General features: G+C 60.5%; 24 protein-coding genes. 11 read left to right on the top strand and 13 right to left on the bottom strand.

From position 1 onward, the window contains the following. Positions 1 to 37 precede the first annotated feature (37 nt). The 10 genes from QO231_RS18810 to QO231_RS18765 all read right to left on the bottom strand — a co-directional run bounded on the left by QO231_RS18810 (position 38) and on the right by QO231_RS18765 (position 6,986). Positions 38 to 451 carry a hypothetical protein gene (locus QO231_RS18810; RefSeq protein ID WP_316779974.1) on the bottom strand — a complete coding sequence of 138 codons (414 nt, stop codon included), beginning with the start codon at positions 449 to 451 and terminating at the stop codon, positions 38 to 40. 84 nt (positions 452 to 535) lie between these two features. After that, complete coding sequence (gene rplQ, locus QO231_RS18805; RefSeq protein ID WP_316779972.1) at positions 536 to 955, bottom strand: 50S ribosomal protein L17; 420 nt, start codon at positions 953 to 955, stop codon at positions 536 to 538. A gap of 118 nt (positions 956 to 1,073) precedes the next feature. Next, positions 1,074 to 2,090, bottom strand: a complete 1,017-nt coding sequence (locus QO231_RS18800; RefSeq protein WP_316779969.1) for a DNA-directed RNA polymerase subunit alpha — start codon at positions 2,088 to 2,090, stop codon at positions 1,074 to 1,076. A gap of 115 nt (positions 2,091 to 2,205) precedes the next feature. Continuing rightward, positions 2,206 to 2,595: a 30S ribosomal protein S11 gene (rpsK, locus tag QO231_RS18795; protein WP_316779966.1), complete on the bottom strand. Its 390-nt coding sequence runs from the start codon at positions 2,593 to 2,595 to the stop codon at positions 2,206 to 2,208. 12 nt (positions 2,596 to 2,607) lie between these two features. Continuing rightward, positions 2,608 to 2,976, bottom strand: a complete 369-nt coding sequence (gene rpsM / locus QO231_RS18790; RefSeq protein WP_316779963.1) for a 30S ribosomal protein S13 — start codon at positions 2,974 to 2,976, stop codon at positions 2,608 to 2,610. A gap of 292 nt (positions 2,977 to 3,268) precedes the next feature. After that, positions 3,269 to 3,922, bottom strand: coding sequence for an adenylate kinase (locus QO231_RS18785; RefSeq protein WP_316779961.1), 654 nt, complete (start codon positions 3,920 to 3,922; stop codon positions 3,269 to 3,271). After that, positions 3,919 to 5,289, bottom strand: coding sequence for a preprotein translocase subunit SecY (secY, locus tag QO231_RS18780; RefSeq protein WP_316779957.1), 1,371 nt, complete (start codon positions 5,287 to 5,289; stop codon positions 3,919 to 3,921). The genes QO231_RS18785 and secY overlap by 4 nt, the downstream gene beginning before the upstream one ends. Before the next feature lie 108 nt (positions 5,290 to 5,397). Beyond that, positions 5,398 to 5,871, bottom strand: a complete 474-nt coding sequence (rplO, locus tag QO231_RS18775; RefSeq protein ID WP_316779954.1) for a 50S ribosomal protein L15 — start codon at positions 5,869 to 5,871, stop codon at positions 5,398 to 5,400. 237 nt (positions 5,872 to 6,108) lie between these two features. After that, a complete protein-coding gene (locus QO231_RS18770) occupies positions 6,109 to 6,333 on the bottom strand; it encodes a DUF1127 domain-containing protein (protein WP_316779951.1) in 225 nt (74 codons plus the stop codon). A gap of 215 nt (positions 6,334 to 6,548) precedes the next feature. Continuing rightward, positions 6,549 to 6,986 carry a GFA family protein gene (locus tag QO231_RS18765; protein WP_316779948.1) on the bottom strand — a complete coding sequence of 146 codons (438 nt, stop codon included), beginning with the start codon at positions 6,984 to 6,986 and terminating at the stop codon, positions 6,549 to 6,551. A gap of 216 nt (positions 6,987 to 7,202) precedes the next feature. Here QO231_RS18765 and QO231_RS18760 point away from each other — a divergent pair, with 216 nt between their 5' ends. The 11 genes from QO231_RS18760 to QO231_RS18710 all read left to right on the top strand — a co-directional run bounded on the left by QO231_RS18760 (position 7,203) and on the right by QO231_RS18710 (position 16,833). Further along, positions 7,203 to 8,072, top strand: coding sequence for a branched-chain amino acid aminotransferase (locus QO231_RS18760; RefSeq protein ID WP_316779946.1), 870 nt, complete (start codon positions 7,203 to 7,205; stop codon positions 8,070 to 8,072). A 56-nt stretch (positions 8,073 to 8,128) separates the two neighbouring features. Next, positions 8,129 to 8,584, top strand: a complete 456-nt coding sequence (locus QO231_RS18755; protein WP_316779943.1) for a universal stress protein — start codon at positions 8,129 to 8,131, stop codon at positions 8,582 to 8,584. Positions 8,585 to 8,699: 115 nt separating this feature from the next. After that, positions 8,700 to 9,263: a NifU family protein gene (locus QO231_RS18750; protein WP_316779941.1), complete on the top strand. Its 564-nt coding sequence runs from the start codon at positions 8,700 to 8,702 to the stop codon at positions 9,261 to 9,263. After that, complete coding sequence (gene tsaB / locus QO231_RS18745; protein ID WP_316779939.1) at positions 9,253 to 9,852, top strand: tRNA (adenosine(37)-N6)-threonylcarbamoyltransferase complex dimerization subunit type 1 TsaB; 600 nt, start codon at positions 9,253 to 9,255, stop codon at positions 9,850 to 9,852. The genes QO231_RS18750 and tsaB overlap by 11 nt, the downstream gene beginning before the upstream one ends. Beyond that, complete coding sequence (locus QO231_RS18740) at positions 9,849 to 10,271, top strand: GNAT family N-acetyltransferase (protein WP_316779936.1); 423 nt, start codon at positions 9,849 to 9,851, stop codon at positions 10,269 to 10,271. Before tsaB ends, QO231_RS18740 begins: the two co-directional genes overlap by 4 nt. 150 nt (positions 10,272 to 10,421) lie before the next feature. Then, positions 10,422 to 11,420, top strand: a complete 999-nt coding sequence (locus tag QO231_RS18735; protein WP_316779933.1) for a BMP family lipoprotein — start codon at positions 10,422 to 10,424, stop codon at positions 11,418 to 11,420. A 2-nt stretch (positions 11,421 to 11,422) separates the two neighbouring features. Next, entirely contained in the window at positions 11,423 to 12,991 is a 1,569-nt protein-coding gene (locus QO231_RS18730; protein ID WP_316779931.1) for an ABC transporter ATP-binding protein, read from the top strand. A gap of 1 nt (position 12,992) precedes the next feature. Continuing rightward, positions 12,993 to 14,087, top strand: a complete 1,095-nt coding sequence (locus tag QO231_RS18725) for an ABC transporter permease (protein ID WP_316779927.1) — start codon at positions 12,993 to 12,995, stop codon at positions 14,085 to 14,087. Continuing rightward, a complete protein-coding gene (locus QO231_RS18720; protein ID WP_316780085.1) occupies positions 14,087 to 15,052 on the top strand; it encodes an ABC transporter permease in 966 nt (321 codons plus the stop codon). Before QO231_RS18725 ends, QO231_RS18720 begins: the two co-directional genes overlap by 1 nt. Before the next feature lie 96 nt (positions 15,053 to 15,148). Continuing rightward, positions 15,149 to 16,072, top strand: coding sequence for a sulfite exporter TauE/SafE family protein (locus QO231_RS18715; protein ID WP_316779924.1), 924 nt, complete (start codon positions 15,149 to 15,151; stop codon positions 16,070 to 16,072). 2 nt (positions 16,073 to 16,074) lie between these two features. After that, positions 16,075 to 16,833 carry a TIGR02186 family protein gene (locus QO231_RS18710; RefSeq protein ID WP_316779920.1) on the top strand — a complete coding sequence of 253 codons (759 nt, stop codon included), beginning with the start codon at positions 16,075 to 16,077 and terminating at the stop codon, positions 16,831 to 16,833. A gap of 106 nt (positions 16,834 to 16,939) precedes the next feature. Here the strand turns inward: QO231_RS18710 and QO231_RS18705 are convergent, their stop codons facing one another. The 3 genes from QO231_RS18705 to QO231_RS18695 are packed head-to-tail and all read right to left on the bottom strand — an operon-like array spanning position 16,940 to position 19,895. Continuing rightward, positions 16,940 to 17,674, bottom strand: coding sequence for an SDR family oxidoreductase (locus QO231_RS18705; protein WP_316779918.1), 735 nt, complete (start codon positions 17,672 to 17,674; stop codon positions 16,940 to 16,942). Beyond that, positions 17,671 to 19,200, bottom strand: a complete 1,530-nt coding sequence (locus QO231_RS18700; protein ID WP_316779915.1) for an ATP-dependent DNA helicase — start codon at positions 19,198 to 19,200, stop codon at positions 17,671 to 17,673. The genes QO231_RS18705 and QO231_RS18700 overlap by 4 nt, the downstream gene beginning before the upstream one ends. 56 nt (positions 19,201 to 19,256) lie before the next feature. Further along, a complete protein-coding gene (locus tag QO231_RS18695) occupies positions 19,257 to 19,895 on the bottom strand; it encodes an acyl-homoserine-lactone synthase (protein ID WP_316779913.1) in 639 nt (212 codons plus the stop codon). Positions 19,896 to 19,911: the final 16 nt, after the last annotated feature.

The raw sequence follows: 19,911 nt of genomic DNA, 5'->3' as shown, positions 1-19,911 counted from the left end.
TATGCGAGCCGGACCAAGGAATTGCAAGCGCCGCGGCTCAGCCACGTCTCTTGAGAAATTTCAGACCGGACCAATCCGCATCCACGGCGCAGACCTTTACATCCACCCAACCCAAAGGCAGAACCGCCGCGCGCAGATCGTCTTCGGTCACGCCAGCATGCAGCGTCGAGGATTTCTTGGCCCAGGACAGCCAGATCATACCGCCGGGTTTCAGCAGTGCGATGCCCCGTTCCGTCGCCGTGGCGATCCCGTCAGTATTGCGCAGAAACAGGTGCACCGCGTCGTATACGGCCTGCCCACCTGAATGATCCAGCTTCACGCTGGGGTCGGCCGCCAACAGACCCTCGTATCCCTCTGGCGCGTGTAACACCCGAACGCACCAGCCTGGCTTGAACCCCAGTTTCCTGATCAGGGGTGTTCCGGAATATCCTGCATTGGATGCTGAGTTCATGCCCGTACTTTACGCCAGCCGGCACGACAAAAAAACCCCGCCGGAATCGGCGGGGTTTGAACATCGGCTCAACAGAGGAATGTCTTACTCGTCAGCGGCCTCAGCAGCGGCAATGCGCGCCTTGTCGGCAGCACCCTTGGCGTCGCGGTCGCGATCGACGAATTCGATGATCGCCATCGGGGCCATGTCGCCATAGCGAAAGCCAGCCTTGAGAACCCGAACGTAACCGCCCTGACGGTCCTTGTAACGGGGGCCCAGAACGTCGAACAGCTTTGCGACGTACTGTTCTTCCTTCAGCTTGGACGCGGCCTGGCGACGGGCATGAACGTCGCCGCGTTTGGCCAGCGTGATCATCTTTTCGATGATCGGGCGCAGTTCTTTTGCCTTGGGCAGAGTTGTCTTGATCTGCTCATGTTCGATGAGCGAGCCGGCCATGTTCGAGAACAGAGCCTTGCGGTGCTCATGTGTTCGGTTCAGGCGGCGGTAACCACGTGCGTGACGCATTTTCTAGTTCCTTCTACAGGTTTATACTTTGTACGGCCCCTGATGCGTGTCAGAGGCTCTGTTGGGGCGGTATTGCCCGGCCTTCCCCGCAAGTGCGGGCATTGGGGTGAAGACGCGTTTAGAACGCGTCTTCGAATTTCTTGGCCAGATCCTCGATGTTGTCCGGCGGCCAGTCTTCGACGTCCATGCCCAGGTGCAGGCCCATGCCCGACAGCACTTCCTTGATTTCGTTCAGGGATTTGCGGCCAAAGTTCGGCGTGCGCAGCATCTCGGCCTCGGTCTTCTGGATCAGATCGCCGATGTAAACGATGTTGTCGTTCTTCAGGCAGTTTGCCGAGCGAACCGACAATTCCAGTTCGTCCACCTTCTTGAGCAGAAGCGGGTTGAACTCGAGCCCGTCATCATCGTCCTGACGGCCAGCGGATTCAGGTTCGTCGAAGTTGACGAAGATCGACAACTGGTCCTGAAGAATGCGCGCGGCAAAGGCCACGGCATCATCAGGGGTAAGCGACCCGTCGGTTTCGATCTTCATGGTCAGCTTGTCATAGTCCAGAACCTGGCCCTCGCGGGTCGGCTGCACGTCATAGCTGACCTTCTTGACCGGCGAATAGATCGCATCGATCGGGATCAGGCCGATGGGTGCATCCTCGGGCTTGTTCTTTTCAGCCGAGACATAGCCCTTGCCGGTATTCACGGTCAGTTCCATGAATAGATCCGCGCCATCATCGAGGTGACAGATCACGTGATCACGGTTCAGAACCTCGATCCCGGCGCTTTCGCTGATGTCGGCTGCGGTGACGACTGCAGGGCCCTTGGCCTGGATCGAAAGGCGCTTGGGCCCTTCGACTTCCATGCGCAGGCTGACGCCCTTGAGGTTCAGAACGATGTCGGTCACGTCTTCACGCACACCGGCCACCGACGAGAACTCGTGCAGAACATTGTCGATCTGAACGCTCGAGATGGCCGCGCCCTGCAGACTGCTCATCAGGATACGGCGCAGGGCATTGCCCAGCGTCAAACCAAAGCCGCGTTCCAGCGGCTCGGCAACAACCGTCGCCTGACGTGCGGGATCGTTACCCGGCTTTACTTCCAGCTGGGTCGGCTTGATCAGCTCTGCCCAATTCTTGTGGATCATGTGTCCCTCCATTCCTGCCTGTATCCCATGTCCAGATAGATACGGGCGCCCGAGGTTTCAAAATGAGAAACTGGGGCCGTGCGAAAACGCGCAGCCCCAGCCCTATTGTGGGTATTCAGACGCGGCGGCGCTTTGGCGGGCGGCAGCCGTTATGTGCCATCGGGGTCACGTCGCGGATCGACGTGATATTGAACCCGACAGCCGCCAGCGCACGCAGCGCGCTTTCGCGGCCAGAACCCGGGCCCTGCACTTCGACTTCCAGCGTCTTGACGCCGTGATCCTGGGCTTTCTTGCCTGCATCCTCGGCGGCCATCTGAGCCGCGTAAGGGGTCGATTTACGCGATCCCTTGAACCCCATGGTGCCAGCCGACGACCATGCAATCGCGTTGCCCTGAACGTCGGAAATCAGGATCTTGGTGTTGTTGAAGCTGCTGTTCACATGCGCCACACCGGCGGCGATGTTCTTGCGCTCTTTTTTCTTGGTACGAACCTTTTCGCGTGCCATTGATCAGACCCCCTATTTCTTCTTGCCGGCAATGGCCTTTGCGGGGCCTTTGCGGGTGCGAGCGTTGGTGTGGGTCCGCTGTCCACGGACAGGCAGGTTCCGGCGATGACGCAGACCGCGGTAGCAGCCAAGGTCCATCAGACGCTTGATGTTCATCTGGGTCTCACGGCGCAGGTCGCCTTCGACGCTCAGGTTGGCATCGATGAACTCGCGGATCTGCAGGATCTCACTGTCGGTCAACTCGTTGACACGACGTGCCATGTCGATACCGACGCCTTCGCAAATGGCTTTGGCGGTCGTGTTGCCAATTCCGGTAATATAGGTGAGGGCGATTGGAACCCGCTTGGCAGTCGGGATATTTACGCCGGCAATACGTGCCACGTGTCACTTTCCTTTTCGTTGCGGGTCCGTAACTCCAGACCCTTTTTTCACAACGCTTGGCCTTGGCAGTGTCGCCATCGGGCCCAGCATTCTTTTGAGGTGGTCTGCACAGATCGGACGAATCCGGTCGGCACCATTGATTCCCTTGCGAGATGGGGGTGGGTATGGCGTTTTCGAAGGGGCGTCAAGCGTTGATTGACGGGTTGTGAATTCAGGCTGCAAGCTCTCTGCAGAATGCACGGAAACGATTCTGTCGCACGGCATTGGCTTCCCGTCCCGATGCGGTTCTGGATCAAGGGCGAACCTGATCCAGAGCCTTGGCAATCGCGCCCTGCACGTCTGATATTTCACCCAGCCCATCCACCGTCGCCAGCAGGTCCCTGGCATAGTAGTAGCCAATCAGCGGCGAGGTTTTCTTGTAGTATTCCATCAGCCGGGTGCGCAGCGACTCTTCGTTGTCATCCGCCCGGCGTTGGAAATCGGAGGCGCCGCAGTTGGAGCATTTGCCATCTGCCGGCTGGGGCTTGGTGATGTCATTATAGACTTCGCCGCAGCCACCGCAGGTCGAGCGCGCGGTGATCCGCGCCACCAGCGCGTCGTCGTCAACCTGCATCTCGATCACGGCATCCAGCGTCTGACCGGTGGACTTGAGCAATTCGCCAAGCGCGTCGGCCTGCGCCAGCGTGCGGGGGAAGCCATCAAAAATGAACCCTGTCCCCTCGCCTGCTTCCAGCTTTTCCCGGATCAGGCCGATCACGATCTCGTCCGTGACCAACTCTCCGCGCGCCATCACATCGGCAACGATCTTGCCCATCTCGGTGCCGCTGTCCTTGGCTTCGCGCAACATATCGCCAGTGCTGAGCTGTACCATGCCACGGGTTTCGACCAGTTGGCGGGCCTGGGTACCCTTGCCCGCCCCCGGCGGGCCAAGCAGAATGATGTTCATCTGCGCGCCGGACCCCGCTTGGTCCGTTTCTTGCCGCCGCTGCGGCCACGAAGCTGCGACTTTTCAATCAGACCCTCGTACTGATGCGCCAGAAGGTGGCTCTGGGCCTGCTGGATGGTATCCATGGTCACGCTGACCACGATCAACAGCGAGGTGCCGCCAAAGTAGAACGGGATGGCAAACTGCGCACGCAAGATCTCCGGCAGCAAACAGACCGCAGCGAGATAGGCAGACCCGACGACCAGCACCCGGTTCACCACGTATTCCAGATACTCCGCGGTTTTCTTGCCGGGGCGGATGCCGGGCACAAAGCCATTCTGGTTCTTGAGATTGTCGGCCACATCATCCGGTTTGAACGAGACATTGAAGGTGTAGAAATAGGCAAAGAACACGATCATCGACACGAAGAACAACAAATAGAGCGGTTGACCGGGGCCAAAATTCGCCAGCAGCCAGGACATCACCGGACCACTTGCGGAGCCTTGCGAGAAGGTTGAAATCGTCACCGGCAGCAAGAGCAGCGAACTGGCAAAGATCGCGGGGATCACACCGGCGGGGTTGACCTTGACCGGCAGGTGCGACGAGCCTCCGTCGTAGACCTTCATGCCGACCTGGCGGCGCGGATACTGGATGTGGATTTTGCGCAGGGCGCGCTCCATGAACACCACGAAGGTGATCACCACCATGATCATCACGATCACGCCGACGATCACTGCGGGGCTGACTGCGCCGGAGCGGCCGCTTGCAAGGAATTGTGCGATGGCGGCCGGGATTTCGGCCACAATACCGACAAAGATGATCAAGGAGATACCGTTGCCGATGCCGCGTGCAGTGATCTGTTCACCCAGCCACATCAGGAACATTGTGCCCCCGACCAGCGTGATCATGGTGGACATGCGGAAGAACAGTCCCGGATCATGCGCCAACTCGCCAGATTCCAGCGACACCGCGAGACCATAGGCCTGAACCGTCGCCAGCAGCACCGTGCCGTAGCGGGTATACTGGTTGATCTTCTTGCGGCCCTGTTCGCCCTCTTTCTTAAGCTGTTCGAGCTGCGGCACCATCGCGGTCATCAGCTGTACGATGATCGACGCGCTGATATAGGGCATGATCCCGAGAGCAAAAATTCCCATTCGTCCCAGAGCGCCACCGGTGAACATGGACACCATTCCACCGATCCCCTGCCCGGCCTGTTCCATGAACTCGCGCAGGGCGATGCCGTCGATGCCGGGAACCGGGATGAATGTGCCAAGCCGATAGACGATCAAAAGCCCGAGGGTGAACAGGATGCGGTTCCGAAGATCCGTCGCCTTGCCGAGCGCGGACCAACTGGTGTTTGCCGCCATTTGCTCTGCTGCTGATACCATGAATGGGGTCTCTTTTATGACAACGCCGCCCGTGGCCGTTCTCCGGCTCGGGCGGCGTCTTGGAAAACTGAGGTTTATGTAAGCGGCATATGCGCCGCTCACAACCCGTTATTCTGCTGCGATCGCTTTCGTGACCGTCAGCGAGCCGCCCGCTTTCTCGACCGCTTCGATGGCCGACTTGCTGGCGCCGGTGACTTCGAGCGTCACCTTGGAGGTGATATCGCCCTTGGCCAGAACCCGGATACCGTCAAGTTTGCGGCGCACCAAACCGCTGGCAATCAACGCGTCTTCGGTGATCGCGCTGCCTGCGTGGAGCTTCTTGGCGTCGATGAATTTCTGGATCAGGCCAAGGTTCACCACTGCGAAAGACTTGCGGTTCGGCTTGTTGAATCCGCGCTTTGGCAGGCGCTGGTAGAGCGGCATCTGGCCGCCTTCGTAGCCATTGATCGCCACACCCGAACGGGATTTCTGGCCCTTGATACCACGGCCACCGGTCTTGCCCGTGCCCGAGCCCGGACCACGTCCAACGCGCTTGCGCTTTTTGGTTGCGCCGTCATTGTCGTGCAATTCATGCAATTTCATGTCGCTTCTCCTTTTGCCGGAAATGACCCCCAGCGACGGGAGCGGTCAAACGCGGCGTTTCATGTCTGAGTCGTGCGGACTGCATCAGCCCACCGGGGGCGTATAGGCGAGGAGCGCGAACGGTTCAAGACATGAAGTTGCCCGCATGGCGTGAGCGCCGATGCCCGCTGCCATCACCAGCGCGGCCCGCCCCAACCGTACTGCCCGTCCATGAGGGCAAGGGGATGGGCCGGTTCTTCAGATCGGCACAACCTTGTTGGCTTCTGCCTCGGCGAGATCGACAAAATCCGAACGGCTCAGCCCGAGGTCCATCAGTTCCCGATCGTCCAGTGACCGCAATTCCGTATAGGCGCGGTCGAATGCAGCGCGCCGGGCGCGCGCGGTTTTGAACGCGGTAATCAAACCGCGCATTCGGCGTCTCAGGCCAAAGCCTTCGAGAGGCGAAGTCTGTGCGTAGTTCATCTTGTTTGTCCTTCATGTTGACGGTCATCGTTCGTTGAACAAGCCGTCGTGTCGTTTCATGAAGGGGATCTATGAAGGACTGTTAGCGATATCTACGTCCATCGGGGTCTTGCCGCCATGCAGTCAGCGCATGGCCTCCTGCATGCAGAACAGCTGCCCCGGCGTCAGCCGGTGCAGCTTCTCCGAGGCCGGCTACGGGCCCTTGGGTCGGTATGTCAGGAGCCTTGCGGCCAGACAAATTCCGGTCGCAGACCTTCATGTACAGGCCGCCCGTCGCTGGGACGGGCGACACCGGCCGCCGCGTCATAGAACGCATGATAGGTCGCTGCCGGAAACGCATCGGCATACCCCATCAGGTTCGGGACGATCGCGCGGATGCGGTTCTGTTTGTCGTCCAGCATGATCGGCGTGCCGCAGTCCTTGCAGGTGCAGAGTTCGAGCGGGCCGTCCGGGTTGTTTGCGTTGAAGGGTTGCCGGTTCAACTCTTCCGGATGGTCAACGACCACATCATCGTGATTGAAAAACGCGACGTGGGTGGTCGGCTGACCGGTGACACTCTTGCAGACCGAACAGTGACAGGTGTGGTTGTCGATAGGGTCGTGATCGGCATGTGTGTGAACATGCTCGCATCCCCCCGAATACTTTTGTGACATGAGATCCTCCCGTTTGATGCATGACCCCGGCGGAGCGGGATCATGTCGTAAGCAAAGCGCAAATGCAGGTTTCTGACCAGATAGACTTCCGCATGCATCGCGTTTCGCCCATCGGGCGCTGATCCTGCGGGCCGCCTGCCCGCGCTGCGCCGAGATATGGTCTGGACGCCCGTTCTGAGCGCGCCTAGGGTCCGCGCCAGACAGAGGACAAAGACTATGGCGACCGGCAGCAACATCCGCACTTACTTCAACGGCACCTGGCAGGACCGCGATGTGCCGATCATGCGGGCCGCCGATCATGGCGCCTGGCTGGGTAGCGGCGTGTTCGACGGGGCGCGGATGGTGAAAGGGCTGACACCGGATCTGCGGGCCCATTGCGAACGGGTAAACCGGTCCGCCCATGCGCTGATGCTGACACCAACCGTCAGCACCGACGAGATGATCGCGATCACCCGCGAGGGATTGGCGGCATATGGCAAGGAGGCCGCGGTCTATATTCGCCCCATGTACTGGGGCATCGATGGCGACCTGACCGCGATCGTGCCACAGCCCGAAAAGACCGGGTTCGCCATTTGCCTCGAAGAGATTCCCTTTGCCCCGCCTACCGCGACCGCAACCCTGACCCGCACGCGGTTTCGCCGCCCGGTGCTCGAGGATGCGGTCGTCAATGCCAAGGCCGGCTGTCTCTATCCCAACAACGCCCGCATGCTGGTCGAGGCCCGCAGCAAGGGTTTTGCCAATGCCCTCGTCGCAGACGTTATGGGCAATGTGGCGGAAACGGCGACGGCAAACATCTTCATGGTGCGCGACGGTGAAGTGTTCACCCCCATTCCGAACGGGACGTTCCTCGCCGGTATCACCCGCGCGCGCCATATCACCAACCTCAGGGCCGATGGCGTTCCGATCCATGAAACCATCCTGAGCTTTGATGATTTCCAGCAGGCGGACGAGGTGTTCATGACCGGCAATATGTCCAAGATCACGCCGGTAACCGCCTTTGACGATACGCAATATCAGGCCGGACCGGTGGCACAGCGATTGCGCGACATGTATTGGGACTGGGCCGCTTCGGACGCCGCCACCTAGCGGATTGCCAGCGCGCCGCCGCTGAGTCATGATCGCCATCAAGGGAGAATATCGCGATGCGCAAGTTTCTTGTGGTACTGGACGACAGCCGCGAATGCCTGAATGCGATGCGTTTCGCAGCGATGCGGGCGGCGCATACCGGTGGCGGTGTCGCCATCCTGTCGGTCATTCCCCCGGATGAGTTCAACCACTGGATCGGCGTCAGCGAAGTGATGCGCGAAGAATCGCGCGAGCGCATACATGCGCATTTCGAAGTCTTTGCCAAATGGATGCGTGACCGGCAGGGTGTCGACCCGGAACTGGTGATCCGCGAGGGCGAGGCCGTGTCCGAGATCATTGCACAGGTCAAGGAAGACCCCGAAATCGGCGTTCTTGTCCTCGGCGCGGGCACCGACAAGAAGGGCCCCGGCCCGCTGGTGTCGCAGATGGCGCGGTCCTCCGGCTCCTTACCGATTCCAATCACCATCGTGCCCGGCGATCTGAGCAAGGAACAACTGGAGGCGATTACCTGAGCTTTTTTGTTTCACAGCGCGTCGGTTGTACGGCGCGCGCATTTTAGAACCATTCCAAACCTTGACTTGATCCCGCCCCGGGCGCATATCCAATAGACGCAATCGGAGCTATGCCATGTTCATCCAGACCGAATCCACACCGAACCCCGCAACCTTGAAATTCCTGCCGGGTCAAACCGTACTGGACACCGGAACCGCCGATTTCCCGTCCGCCGAAACGGCCGGAAAATCCCCGCTGGCACAGCGCATTTTTGCGGTGCAGGGTGTCACCGGCGTGTTCTTTGGCAATGACTTCGTTACCGTCACCAAAGAAGATGGTGTCGAATGGGATCACGTGAAACCCGCAATTCTTGGCGCGGTGATGGAGCACTACCAGTCCGGTCAGCCGATCATCGACAGTGGCGAGCAGGCCGCCTCGGGCCATGCGGAACACAGCGGCGAGGATGCCGAGATCGTCAACCAGATCAAGGAATTGCTGGACAGCCGGGTGCGCCCTGCTGTGGCACAGGATGGCGGTGACATCACGTTCCACGGCTTTGAACGCGGTGTCGTCTATCTGCACATGCAGGGCGCCTGCGCGGGCTGCCCGTCATCGACGCTGACGTTGAAGATGGGCATCGAGAACCTGCTGCGCCACTATATCCCCGAGGTGACCGAGGTGCGCCCGGTTGCCGTCTGACCGAACGTTTCTGGCATTCGATACGTCGGCCGCGCATTGCGCGGCCGCATTGCTGTCCGGCGGGCGCGTGACTGTCACCCGGCTCGAAGCAATGCAACGCGGGCAGGCCGAGCGCCTGATGCCCTTGCTCCATGACGTGCTGGATGCAGGCGGCAAAGCCTGGTCAGATCTCACCGCAATCGGCGTCGGGGTCGGCCCCGGCAATTTTACCGGCATCCGCATTGCGGTCTCTGCGGCGCGCGGTTTGGCTCTCGGGCTGAACATCCCGGCAGTCGGGGTAAATGGCTGTCAGGCCCGGGGCTGGCTCGCGCCCAATAGTGTGGTCGCAATCCCCGCCCCGCGTGATCAGGTCTATCTTTGCGATTCCACCGATTCCTGCTCGATGCCGCGCCTGATGCCAATTGCCGAGGCCGAGGACATCGCCGGCCGTCCGTTGCGGGCCGAGAGCAGCCCCAAACGCCTGGCCGAGGCGATTGCGTGGATCACTGCGGCCAACTGGCAAACCACGATCGCACCACCCGCCCCCCAATATGCCCGCGCGGCGGATGCGGCCCCGTCAAGCGATGTGCCGCCGGTGTTGCTGGATTGATCGCGCCGGCCGACATGGCGGAAATCCACAAGGCGGCGTTTGCGCAGGCGCGGCCCTGGAGCGCCGAAGAGTTTGCCAGCCTTCTGGATCAACAATTCTGCCACGTGGCGGGAGACGCGGATTGCTTTGCCCTGTTCCGCGTGATCGCCGACGAAGCCGAGCTGTTGACCATCGCCACGCGCCCCAAATCCCAGCGGCAAGGCCGCGCAAGGGCCTGCATGTTGCTCTGGCACGACAGGGCACGTGCGCTTGGCGCGACCCAGGCGTTTCTGGACGTTGCCGCCGACAACCACCCGGCGCTCGCACTCTATTCTGCTTGCGGCTATGTGCGGAGCGGAACCAGGACGGGATATTACCCGCGCCCGGACGGTACCACCTGCGACGCCATCCTGATGTCGCGAGACCTCTCGCAGGGTTAACCGCCCAAATCCATTTGAGATATCAGGAAAACGGTTGACCCCGTGAACCACCTGCGGCCTTAATCGTGTCACACACTCTACCACATACGAACCGGGTCGGACGTCATGAACCTGACGGCCCCAATGCAAAAAACAACCGGGAGATCCCAAATGACTCTTATGAAATCCCTGATGGGTGCAGCGGCCACCATTGCCCTGACTGCAGGTGCCGCCATGGCAGACCCCGCACTCATCTTTGATCTGGGCGGCAAATTCGACAAGTCGTTCAACGAAGCTGCCTTTGCCGGTGCTACGAAATGGGCCGAGGAAACCGGCGGCTCCTTCCTGGAAATCGAACTCCAGTCCGAGGCCCAGCGCGAACAGGCGCTGCGCCGCTTTGCAGAGGCCGGGGCCAATCCGGTGATCACCATGGGCTTTGCCATGGCCGATCCGCTCAGCACGGTTGCGCCGGACTACCCGGACACCAAGTTCGTCGTGATTGACGTCAGCTGGCTGGACGTTCCCAACCTGCGGCAGGTCGCCTTTGCCGAGCATGAAGGATCGTACCTGGTCGGCATGATGGCGGCACTGGCCAGCAAGTCCGGCACCGTCGGGTTCGTCGGCGGCATGGATGTGCCCCTGATCCGGCATTTCGGCTGCGGATACGCGCAGGGCGCCAAGGCGGTGAACCCGGAGATCAACATCGTCGCCAATATGACGGGAACCACGCCAGCGGCCTGGAACGATCCGGTCAAGGGCAGCGAACTGACCAAGGCACAGATCAGCCAGGGCGCGGACGTGATCTATGCCGCTGCCGGCGGCACAGGCGTGGGCGTGCTGCAAACGGCTGCGGATGAAGGTGTGTTGTCCATCGGCGTGGACAGCAACCAAAACCACCTGCACCCGGGCAAGGTGCTGACCTCGATGATGAAGCGGGTGGATGTGGCCGTCTATGACGCCATGAAAGCCGGCACTGATGTTGAAACCGGCGTGTTCACTCTTGGGCTTGCGGAAAACGGCGTTGGCTATGCCTTGGATGAGAACAACGCCGAACTGGTCACCGACGACATGAAAGCGGCGGTAGACGAGGCTCGCCAGCAGATCATCGACGGCGAGATCAGCGTCGTCAGCTATTACGAAAACGATACCTGCCCTGCCCTGAGCTTCTGAGCATGGCGGCGGACAGGGATACGGGGCGGCAGGAAGCTGTCGCCCCACCCCCGGCAATTGAGCTGCGCGGGATTTCCAAGGCGTTTGGGCCGGTTCAGGCCAACAAGGACATTTCCATCCGCGTCATGCCGGGTACGATCCACGGGATCATCGGCGAAAACGGCGCTGGTAAATCGACGCTGATGAGCATTCTATACGGCTTTTACAAAGCTGACAAAGGCGAGATTTTCATCTCCGGCGAGAAAACCCAGATACCCGATAGCCAGGCGGCGATCGCCGCAGGCATCGGTATGGTCTTTCAGCATTTCAAACTTGTCCAGAACTTCACTGTTCTGGAGAACATCGTCCTGGGCGCCGAAGATGGCCGCTTGCTGAAACCGTCGCTGGCCAAGGCCCGCAATGTTCTGATCGAACTTGAGACGGAATACGGGCTGAACGTCGATCCCGATGCGCGGATCGAAGACATCGGTGTCGGCAAGCAACAGCGGGTCGAAATCCTCAAGGCGCTGTATCGGCAGGCCGAGATCCTCATTCTCGATGAGCCGACTGGCGTGCTGACCCCGGCCGAAGCCGATCAACTGTTTCGCATTCTTCATCGGCTGAAGGACGAGGGCAAGACGATCATCCTGATCACTCACAAGCTGCGCGAAATCATGGAAGCCACCGACACAGTCAGCGTGATGCGGCGCGGCGAGATGACCGCCACCGTCAAGACATCGGAAACCAGCCCCGAGCACCTTGCCGAGTTGATGGTCGGGCGCAAGGTCCTGCTGCAGGTGGACAAGAGGCCTGCGAGCCCCGGCAAACCGATCCTGGAAATCGAGAACCTGAGAGTGGTCGACGACAAGGGCGTGGAACGGGTCAAGGGCATCGACCTGACCGTGCGCGCCGGCGAGATCCTCGGCATTGCCGGGGTTGCGGGGAACGGTCAGTCCGAACTGCTCGAGGTGCTGGGCGGGATGCGCACGGGGGTCGGCACCATCCGGGTCAGCGGGGCACCACTTGCCTTGTCAGGGCAAGGATCGGACGGCCAGGCCCGTCGGGACCAACAGATCGCGCACGTGCCCGAAGATCGTCAGAGCGAAGGGCTGATCATGGAATTCCATGCGTGGGAAAACGTCGCCTTTGGCTATCACCGCGACGACATCTATCGCAGCGGCATGCTGATGAACAATGCCGCCTTGCGCGCCGACACCGAGGCCAAGATGGAGCGGTTCGACGTGCGCCCGCCAGACCCGTGGCTGGCCGCCAAGAATTTCAGCGGCGGCAACCAGCAAAAGATCGTGGTGGCGCGTGAAATCGAACGCAACCCCGAACTGCTGTTGGTCGGACAGCCCACGCGCGGCGTGGATATCGGCGCGATCGAGTTCATTCACAAACAGATCGTCGCGCTGCGCGATCAGGGCAAGGCGATCCTGCTGGTATCAGTGGAACTGGAAGAGATCTTTTCGCTGTCAGACCGCATCGCCGTGATGTTTGACGGTCATATCATGGGCGAACGGCTGCCGGACCAGACTGATGAAAAAGAGCTGGGCCTGCTGATGGCCGGCGTATCCGGGGAGGCCGCGTGACATGGACGTGATGCCGAAATGGGCCGATGTGGTACTGATCCCGCTGATCTCGCTGGTGCTGGCGGCGATCTTGTCGGCACTGGTGATCATCGGTATCGGCGAAGATCCGGTTGCCGCTGTCAGCCTGATGGTCAAGGGGGCGTTGGGGTCGACCTATGGATGGGGCTATACGCTCTATTACGCCACCAACTTCATGTTTACGGGCCTCGCGGTGTCGGTCGCCTTTCATGCAAAGCTTTTCAACATCGGCGGCGAAGGTCAGGCGATGCTGGGCGGGTTGGGCGTGGCGATTGCCTGCCTCTATGTTCCGTGGCCGCATTGGACGCTGGCCCTGATCTTTGCCTCGGTCGCCGCCGCCCTCTTTGGCGCAGCCTGGGCCGCGATCCCCGCCTATCTGCAAGCGCGGCGCGGCAGCCATATTGTGATCACCACGATCATGTTCAATTTCATCGCAGCGGCCGTGCTTAACTATATGCTGGTCAATGTGATGCGCCCGAAAGGCGCGATGGACCCGGCCACCGCGCGCTTCCCCGAAGCGGTTCATCTGCCCTCGTTTCAGGACATGTTTTCAACCGCCGACTCCGCGCTGTTTCGCGGGGCACCGGCAAATATCACGTTCTTTGTCGCACTTGCTGCCTGTGTCGCGGTCTGGTTGCTGATCTGGCGGACGCGTCTGGGGTATGAAATCCGCGCCTATGGGCATTCGGAAACCGGCGCGCTCTATGCCGGGATCTCGCCGTTCCGGATCACCATGATCGCAATGCTGATCTCGGGCGGACTGGCCGGAATGATGGCGATCAACAATGTGATGGGCGAGGCCGAGCGGCTGGTGCTGAACGCCACCGAAGGCGCCGGGTTTATAGGGATTGCAGTGGCCCTGATGGGCCGCAGCCACCCGTTCGGCGTGTTCTTGGCTGCGATCCTGTTCGGCTTTCTCTATCAGGGTGGCGCGGAACTCGCCTTGTGGACATCCATTCCCCGCGAATTGATCGTGGTCATTCAGGCGCTGGTCATCCTGTTCACCGGTGCGCTGGACAACATGGTGCGGATGCCGCTTGAACGGGTCTTCCTGCGGCTGCGCCAGAGGAACGGATGATGGATTTTCTGACGATCATTCAGGTTCTCGACAGCACCGTCCGTCTGGGCACCCCGCTCTTGCTGGCCTGCCTTGCCGGGCTGTTTTCGGAGCGCGCGGGTATTTTTGATATCGGCCTCGAAGGCAAGATGCTCGCCGCGGCGTTCTTTTCCGCCGCGGTCGCAGCAGTCTCCGGGTCGGTCTGGTTGGGACTCCTTGCAGGTATCGCCGCATCGCTGGTGCTGTCGGCCTTGCACGGTCTTGCGTCGATCACCTTTCGCGGCAATCAACTGATTTCCGGCGTTGCGATCAATTTTCTTGCGGCAGGCATGACCGTGCTTATCGCACAGGACTGGTTTGGCCAGGGCGGTCGGACACCATCGCTGATGGGTGGCGGACGGTTCGAGCCACTCACGTTCCCCTTTGCAGATGCCGTTGCCGACGTGCCGTTCATCGGACCGATCTATTCCGAACTGCTGTCGGGACATTCCATCCTCGTCTATGTCGCCTTCCTCGCCGTGCCCGCGACATGGTGGGTCCTCTATCGCACACGGTTTGGCCTGCGCCTGCGGGCCGTGGGCGAAAACCCGGCGGCGGTGGATACGGCCGGTGTATCGGTTGTCGGGTTGCGCTATGCAGCCGTCGCGATCTGCGGCGTCCTCTGCGGCATCGCCGGGGCCTATCTTGCCACCGCCCTGCAAGCGGGGTTCGTCAAGGACATGACGGCCGGGCGCGGGTTCATCGCCCTTGCGGCCCTGATCTTTGCCAAATGGCGGCCCTGGCACGCGATGTGGGCCTGCCTCTTGTTCGGGTTCCTGCAAGCGGTCGCACTGCGCTACCAGAACATTGATCTCGGTGGCTTTGTGATTCCGGTCCAGGTAATGGATGCCCTGCCCTATATCCTGACGGTGGTGATCCTGGCGGGTTTTGTCGGCAAAGCCATCCCACCGCGGGCAGGTGGCGAGCCGTATGTCAAGGAACGCTGAGCCGATAGGTCCAGTTTGCAGCCTGACACCACCCCAGATTGCTGCAGAGCGGCATAGACGGTTGATTTGTCGCCCCGGAGGGGTCTAACAAGGAACATGCAAGTCTACCTTCCCATTGCCGAAGTCTCTGTCAACGCGTTTCTCCTTTTGGGATTGGGTGGAATGGTCGGCGTCTTGTCCGGCATGTTCGGGGTTGGCGGCGGCTTTCTGATGACTCCGCTGCTGTTCTTCATCGGCATCCCGCCTCCCGTCGCGGTCGCAACAGAAGCCAACCAGATCGTGGCCTCGTCGTTCTCGGGCGTCCTTGCTCATTTCAAGCGAAAAACCGTGGACCTCAAGATGGGAGGCGTGCTTCTCGTCGGGGGTTTGATTGGCGCGGCGTTCGGCGTCGTGGTCTTCAATTACCTCAAGAGCATCGGCCAGGTCGACCTGCTGGTTCGGCTCTGTTACGTCGTGTTTCTGGGCGTTGTCGGCGGGTTGATGTTCATCGAAAGCCTGAACGCGATCCGCAAGTCCCGCAAGGCTGGTGGCAGCCCACCGGCGGCGCGGCGACAGCGCACCTGGGTCCACGCGCTTCCGTTCAAAATGCGTTTTCGCACTTCGGGCCTCTATATTTCCGTGATCCCACCGGTGATTGTCGGGGTGGTTGTGGGCATTCTGGCCGCGATCATGGGTGTTGGCGGCGGATTTATCATGGTGCCTGCGATGATCTATGTCCTTGGCATGCCGACCAAGGTGGTTGTCGGAACCTCGCTGTTTCAGATCATTTTTGTGACCGCGTTTACAACCATGTTGCACGCCACCACGAACTACACCGTGGATATTGTTCTTGCTCTGTTGCTGCTGATTGGCGGGGTGATCGGTGCGCAGATCGGCACACGGATCGGCGTCAAGATGAAGGCGGAACAGTTGCGCATCCTGCTGGCGCTGATGGTTCTGGTCGTCTGCGGCAAGCTCGCGCTCGATCTCCTGCTGCAACCGAGCGAGCTCTATTCGCTTGGCGTATCGGGCGGGCATTGATCATGCGCTGGCTGGCATTTCTGTTTCTGACCCTGCTTCCGGTCATCGCAGCCGCGGAAGAAGTCGTTCTGGGCCTCAGCAAGGACAAGGTGGCCATCACCACGAGTTTTGATGGATCCGAGATCCTTATATTTGGTGCCGTGAAACGCGAAAGCCCGATACCTGAGGGGTCTCCTTTGGAAGTGGTGATCACCATCACCGGGCCGTCGCAGCCGGTTACGGTACGGCGCAAATCCAAATGGTTTGGAATCTGGGTCAACACCGCCTCGGTCGACGTCGATCGGGCGCCAAGTTTTTATGCGGTTGCCACAACCGCGCCGCTCTCGGACGTGCTGAGCGAAACCGAGGACCTCCGCCACAAGGTGACAATCGACCGGGCCATCCGGTCAGTCGGGGCGCCGGACAACATCGAGAACGCCGCCTCGTTTACCGACGCCGTGATCCGCATTCGGCGCAACGCCGATCTTTACCAGACGCTCGAAAGCGGTATCGCGCTGGATCAGCAAACTCTGTTTCGGACTGCCATCAAATTGCCCGCCAACCTGACCGAGGGCGATTATGCCACCCGGATCTTTCTGACCCGCGACGGCCAGGTGGTTTCCAGTTATGAAACCTCGATCGCCGTTCAAAAGGTCGGGCTGGAACGTTGGCTGTTTGCGCTCTCGCGGGAGCAGCCGTTCTGGTATGGTCTTTTGTCCCTGGCCATCGCCATCGCCGCTGGCTGGGGCGCCTCTGCCGCCTTCCGCCTGCTCCGCAACTAGAGCGTTTCGCGTCTAACTTGGATCATCTGGTGTCACCTAACGCGTTGAAATCTATGATTTCAGGCAGCGTTAGGTGATTCAGGTTTAACGCGGAACGCTTTAGCGTCTAGCCGCGCCCGATATAGGGCATCTTGGTCGCCATCACCGTCATGAACTGCACGTTCGCATTCAACGGCAGCGCCGCCATATGCAGAACGGATGCAGCGGCATCGCCCACATTCATGGTGTGATCCGGTTCGGCGGTCGGGTCCGCGGCAAGTTTCTTCTCGTTCAGGGCCTCGACCATCGGTGTCAGCGCGTTCCCGATATCGATCTGACCACAGGCAATATCAAACGGGCGCCCGTCCAATGAAAGGCTGCGCGTCAGGCCGGTGATCGCATGTTTCGTCGCTGAATATGCAACCGAATTGGGACGCGGCACATGAGCCGCGATAGAGCCGTTGTTGATGATGCGTCCGCCCTGCGGCGTTTGCCTCCGCATTGCACCAAACGCCGCGCGCGCGCACAGGAACATCCCGTTCAGGTTCACATTGACGGAGCGATACCAATCGTCGAACTCGATCTCGTCAATGGTGCCTCCGGGCGTAAAGATACCGGCATTGTTGAACAGCACATCCAATCGCCCGGCCCGGTCCAGAAACGCCCCAAATGCCGCATCCACGGCATTGGCATCGGTGACATCCGCCACCAGCGGGATCGCGTCGGGATGCTGCTGCGCAATCTCTTCGAGAGGGCCTGCACGTCGTGCGAGGACACCGACCTGCCAGCCTTGTTGGAGGAACACTTCTGCCGTCGCCCTTCCGATCCCGCTACTGGCACCCGTGATCAATATGGTTCTCATGGCTCTTCCATCTCAAGCGTGAGCGGCGCCACCGGCGTGACCCGCAGATCATCCACCTGCAGCGGGTAGGTTGGTTTGGACAACCGATTGCGCACCACCCAGATCAGCCGTTCCTGCGCCCGCGTGATCGCGACATAGGCAAGCCGCTTCCACAATGGTTGTCCGGCCTCGATCCGCCCCATCCGCGCCGCGACAAACAAGTCCGGCGCAAACACTTGAACCGTATCCCATTGCGATCCCTGTGCCTTGTGGATCGTTACCGCCGCACCATGCAGGAACGCCGCTCCCATGCCGGCAGCAAAAGGGATGAAGGGTTCTTCTTCGTCGGGCTTTTCGATCTTGACGATCGAGGCGGCGCTGACCTGCGGATCTTCGGCGCCAATAACGTGCAAACGCGAAAATCCGGGCTTTTTGCCAGGGCCCATATATACAACCTGCGCGCCCTTGATCAGCCCGCGCGCCTCAAGGTCGATCCGCCGCTTTCGGTGCTTTGCCGGCAATTCGATACCATCGCAAATCAGCGGCTCTCCCTCCAAAAGCGCATCTTCGGGTGCGTCATGGACGGAGCGGAAAGCACTGATCAGCCGGATACGGGTTGCATTGCGCCAGACCAGAACAGGGCTGCGCGCCATCAGATCAACTTCGACTCGCTGACCCCAGACCACCCGCTCGTCCCGGCGAGCGGTCTCTTCGACCATCTTCTCGAAATCCTGAAAGCTCAGTTGCGGATCGGCCAGCGCGTGCGCGAGGTCGAGAATCGGATTGTCTGCATCCTGCCGATGGACGCGGTGCAGGGTCAGCTTGCGCGCGTCTGGCAAACCGTCAAATACCATGCTGCCGGATTGATTGACCGGCGCAAGCTGGGCCGGATCACCAAACAGAACCAGCGTCGGAAATATGTCCTTGAGGTCTTCGAATTGCCGATCGTCCAGCATCGAGGATTCATCGACGAATCCGATATCAAGGGGATCTTCGCGCCGTTTCCATCCGGTGATGAAATCCGACCCGCGCAACCCTGCCGCGGCCAAAGCGCCGGGAATTGACTTGTTTCCGGCATAGAACGCCGCAGCACGGTCCAGCGCCAGATCGGTCAGCCCCTCGATTTCGGGACGATCCCCGTCGTTGGCCAGCCATTCGGCAATGCGTTCGTACTCCGGATCATAGACCGGCGTATAGAGAATGCGGTGGATCGTCGTCGCCGGAACGCCCCGCAGGCGCAAGACGCTGGCCGCCTTGTTGGTCGGTGCAAGAATGGCAAGGCTTCGCTTGCTTTTGTTGCGCCGGCTCTCATAGTCGCCGGACACGACATCGACCCCGGCGCGCTCCATCTCATTGTAGAGCTCTGCCAGCAGCAATGTCTTGCCAGATCCCGCCTTGCCGACCAGCGCCATCACCCCGGCGCCATCGTCGCGTGGCGGCATGGTCGTTCCGTCATCGATATCGATCCCCGCCCCGCGCAACATTTCTGCAACTTGGTCGTGGGCCGTCGCCTGATCGTCGGAATAGGTGAGGTGCAGCGCTGTCATGGCGGCGACCCTACAGCCGCGGGAATGGCTTCACCAGATGGATCGTGCGAAATTGCTCAGGCTGAAAGAGCCATCTGGCGGTGCTCGGCTGGCCCAAACGCCCGATCAAACCACAACCGCGACAATTCCTCGGAAATGCCGGATCGCCGGGCGATCTGTGCTTTGGCTTTGTCGGAAAACTCCCAGAGTCCAACGCTGATCTTTTCGAGCCCCTCGCCGGTACTGCCCAGCACTTCGGGCGAAGATCCGATAAGGCGATAGATGCGCACCATGCGGGCGTCGAAGACACCGACGAAGTGGCGAATGCCAAAACCGGTCATGATCTCGCCCCCCGCCAGCATCAGGGCCGCCGCAACATGGCTGCCGGCGGTCCGTGACAGGCAGAAACGGGTGCATTCCCAGATTAGCGGGCTCGAGACCTGTGTGTCGCCCGTCAGGTGGCCAAATACATCGTTGACCATGACCCGCCCGGTCGTCGGAAGAAACCGCATCGAGCCTCCGTGGCTGCCATCCGGTTGCTCCCAAATGACGTAGAGCGGGTTCAGCCTGTCATAGTCATCCATCTCGTACCCGTTGCGGTCAACGTTCACGTCCCATCCCAGCCGGGTCTTGAACTGGTCGGCCCGATCGCGAAACATTGTTCGACGCAATTTGGGAAAGTTATGGAGGTCGGTTGCATAGATATAGCGCAGCATGATCGTGTCCCCTTGT

It is taken from the genome of Sedimentitalea todarodis (assembly GCF_032595355.1).
GTDB lineage: Bacteria > Pseudomonadota > Alphaproteobacteria > Rhodobacterales > Rhodobacteraceae > Sedimentitalea > Sedimentitalea todarodis.
This window is presented reverse-complemented; position numbering and strand designations above follow the sequence as displayed.

Bases quoted from the DNA above. Each gene is read 5' to 3' on its own strand.
- QO231_RS18810 (WP_316779974.1), bottom strand. From the start codon at position 451: ATGAACTCAGCATCCAATGCAGGATATTCCGGAACACCCCTGATCAGG.
- rplQ (WP_316779972.1), bottom strand. From the start codon at position 955: ATGCGTCACGCACGTGGTTACCGCCGCCTGAACCGAACACATGAGCAC.
- QO231_RS18800 (WP_316779969.1), bottom strand. From the start codon at position 2,090: ATGATCCACAAGAATTGGGCAGAGCTGATCAAGCCGACCCAGCTGGAA.
- rpsK (WP_316779966.1), bottom strand. From the start codon at position 2,595: ATGGCACGCGAAAAGGTTCGTACCAAGAAAAAAGAGCGCAAGAACATC.
- QO231_RS18785 (WP_316779961.1), bottom strand. From the start codon at position 3,922: ATGAACATCATTCTGCTTGGCCCGCCGGGGGCGGGCAAGGGTACCCAG.
- secY (WP_316779957.1), bottom strand. From the start codon at position 5,289: ATGGTATCAGCAGCAGAGCAAATGGCGGCAAACACCAGTTGGTCCGCG.
- rplO (WP_316779954.1), bottom strand. From the start codon at position 5,871: ATGAAATTGCATGAATTGCACGACAATGACGGCGCAACCAAAAAGCGC.
- QO231_RS18770 (WP_316779951.1), bottom strand. From the start codon at position 6,333: ATGAACTACGCACAGACTTCGCCTCTCGAAGGCTTTGGCCTGAGACGC.
- QO231_RS18765 (WP_316779948.1), bottom strand. From the start codon at position 6,986: ATGTCACAAAAGTATTCGGGGGGATGCGAGCATGTTCACACACATGCC.
- QO231_RS18760 (WP_316779946.1), top strand. From the start codon at position 7,203: ATGGCGACCGGCAGCAACATCCGCACTTACTTCAACGGCACCTGGCAG.
- QO231_RS18755 (WP_316779943.1), top strand. From the start codon at position 8,129: ATGCGCAAGTTTCTTGTGGTACTGGACGACAGCCGCGAATGCCTGAAT.
- QO231_RS18750 (WP_316779941.1), top strand. From the start codon at position 8,700: ATGTTCATCCAGACCGAATCCACACCGAACCCCGCAACCTTGAAATTC.
- QO231_RS18735 (WP_316779933.1), top strand. From the start codon at position 10,422: ATGACTCTTATGAAATCCCTGATGGGTGCAGCGGCCACCATTGCCCTG.
- QO231_RS18730 (WP_316779931.1), top strand. From the start codon at position 11,423: ATGGCGGCGGACAGGGATACGGGGCGGCAGGAAGCTGTCGCCCCACCC.
- QO231_RS18725 (WP_316779927.1), top strand. From the start codon at position 12,993: ATGGACGTGATGCCGAAATGGGCCGATGTGGTACTGATCCCGCTGATC.
- QO231_RS18720 (WP_316780085.1), top strand. From the start codon at position 14,087: ATGGATTTTCTGACGATCATTCAGGTTCTCGACAGCACCGTCCGTCTG.
- QO231_RS18715 (WP_316779924.1), top strand. From the start codon at position 15,149: ATGCAAGTCTACCTTCCCATTGCCGAAGTCTCTGTCAACGCGTTTCTC.
- QO231_RS18710 (WP_316779920.1), top strand. From the start codon at position 16,075: ATGCGCTGGCTGGCATTTCTGTTTCTGACCCTGCTTCCGGTCATCGCA.
- QO231_RS18705 (WP_316779918.1), bottom strand. From the start codon at position 17,674: ATGAGAACCATATTGATCACGGGTGCCAGTAGCGGGATCGGAAGGGCG.
- QO231_RS18700 (WP_316779915.1), bottom strand. From the start codon at position 19,200: ATGACAGCGCTGCACCTCACCTATTCCGACGATCAGGCGACGGCCCAC.
- QO231_RS18695 (WP_316779913.1), bottom strand. From the start codon at position 19,895: ATGCTGCGCTATATCTATGCAACCGACCTCCATAACTTTCCCAAATTG.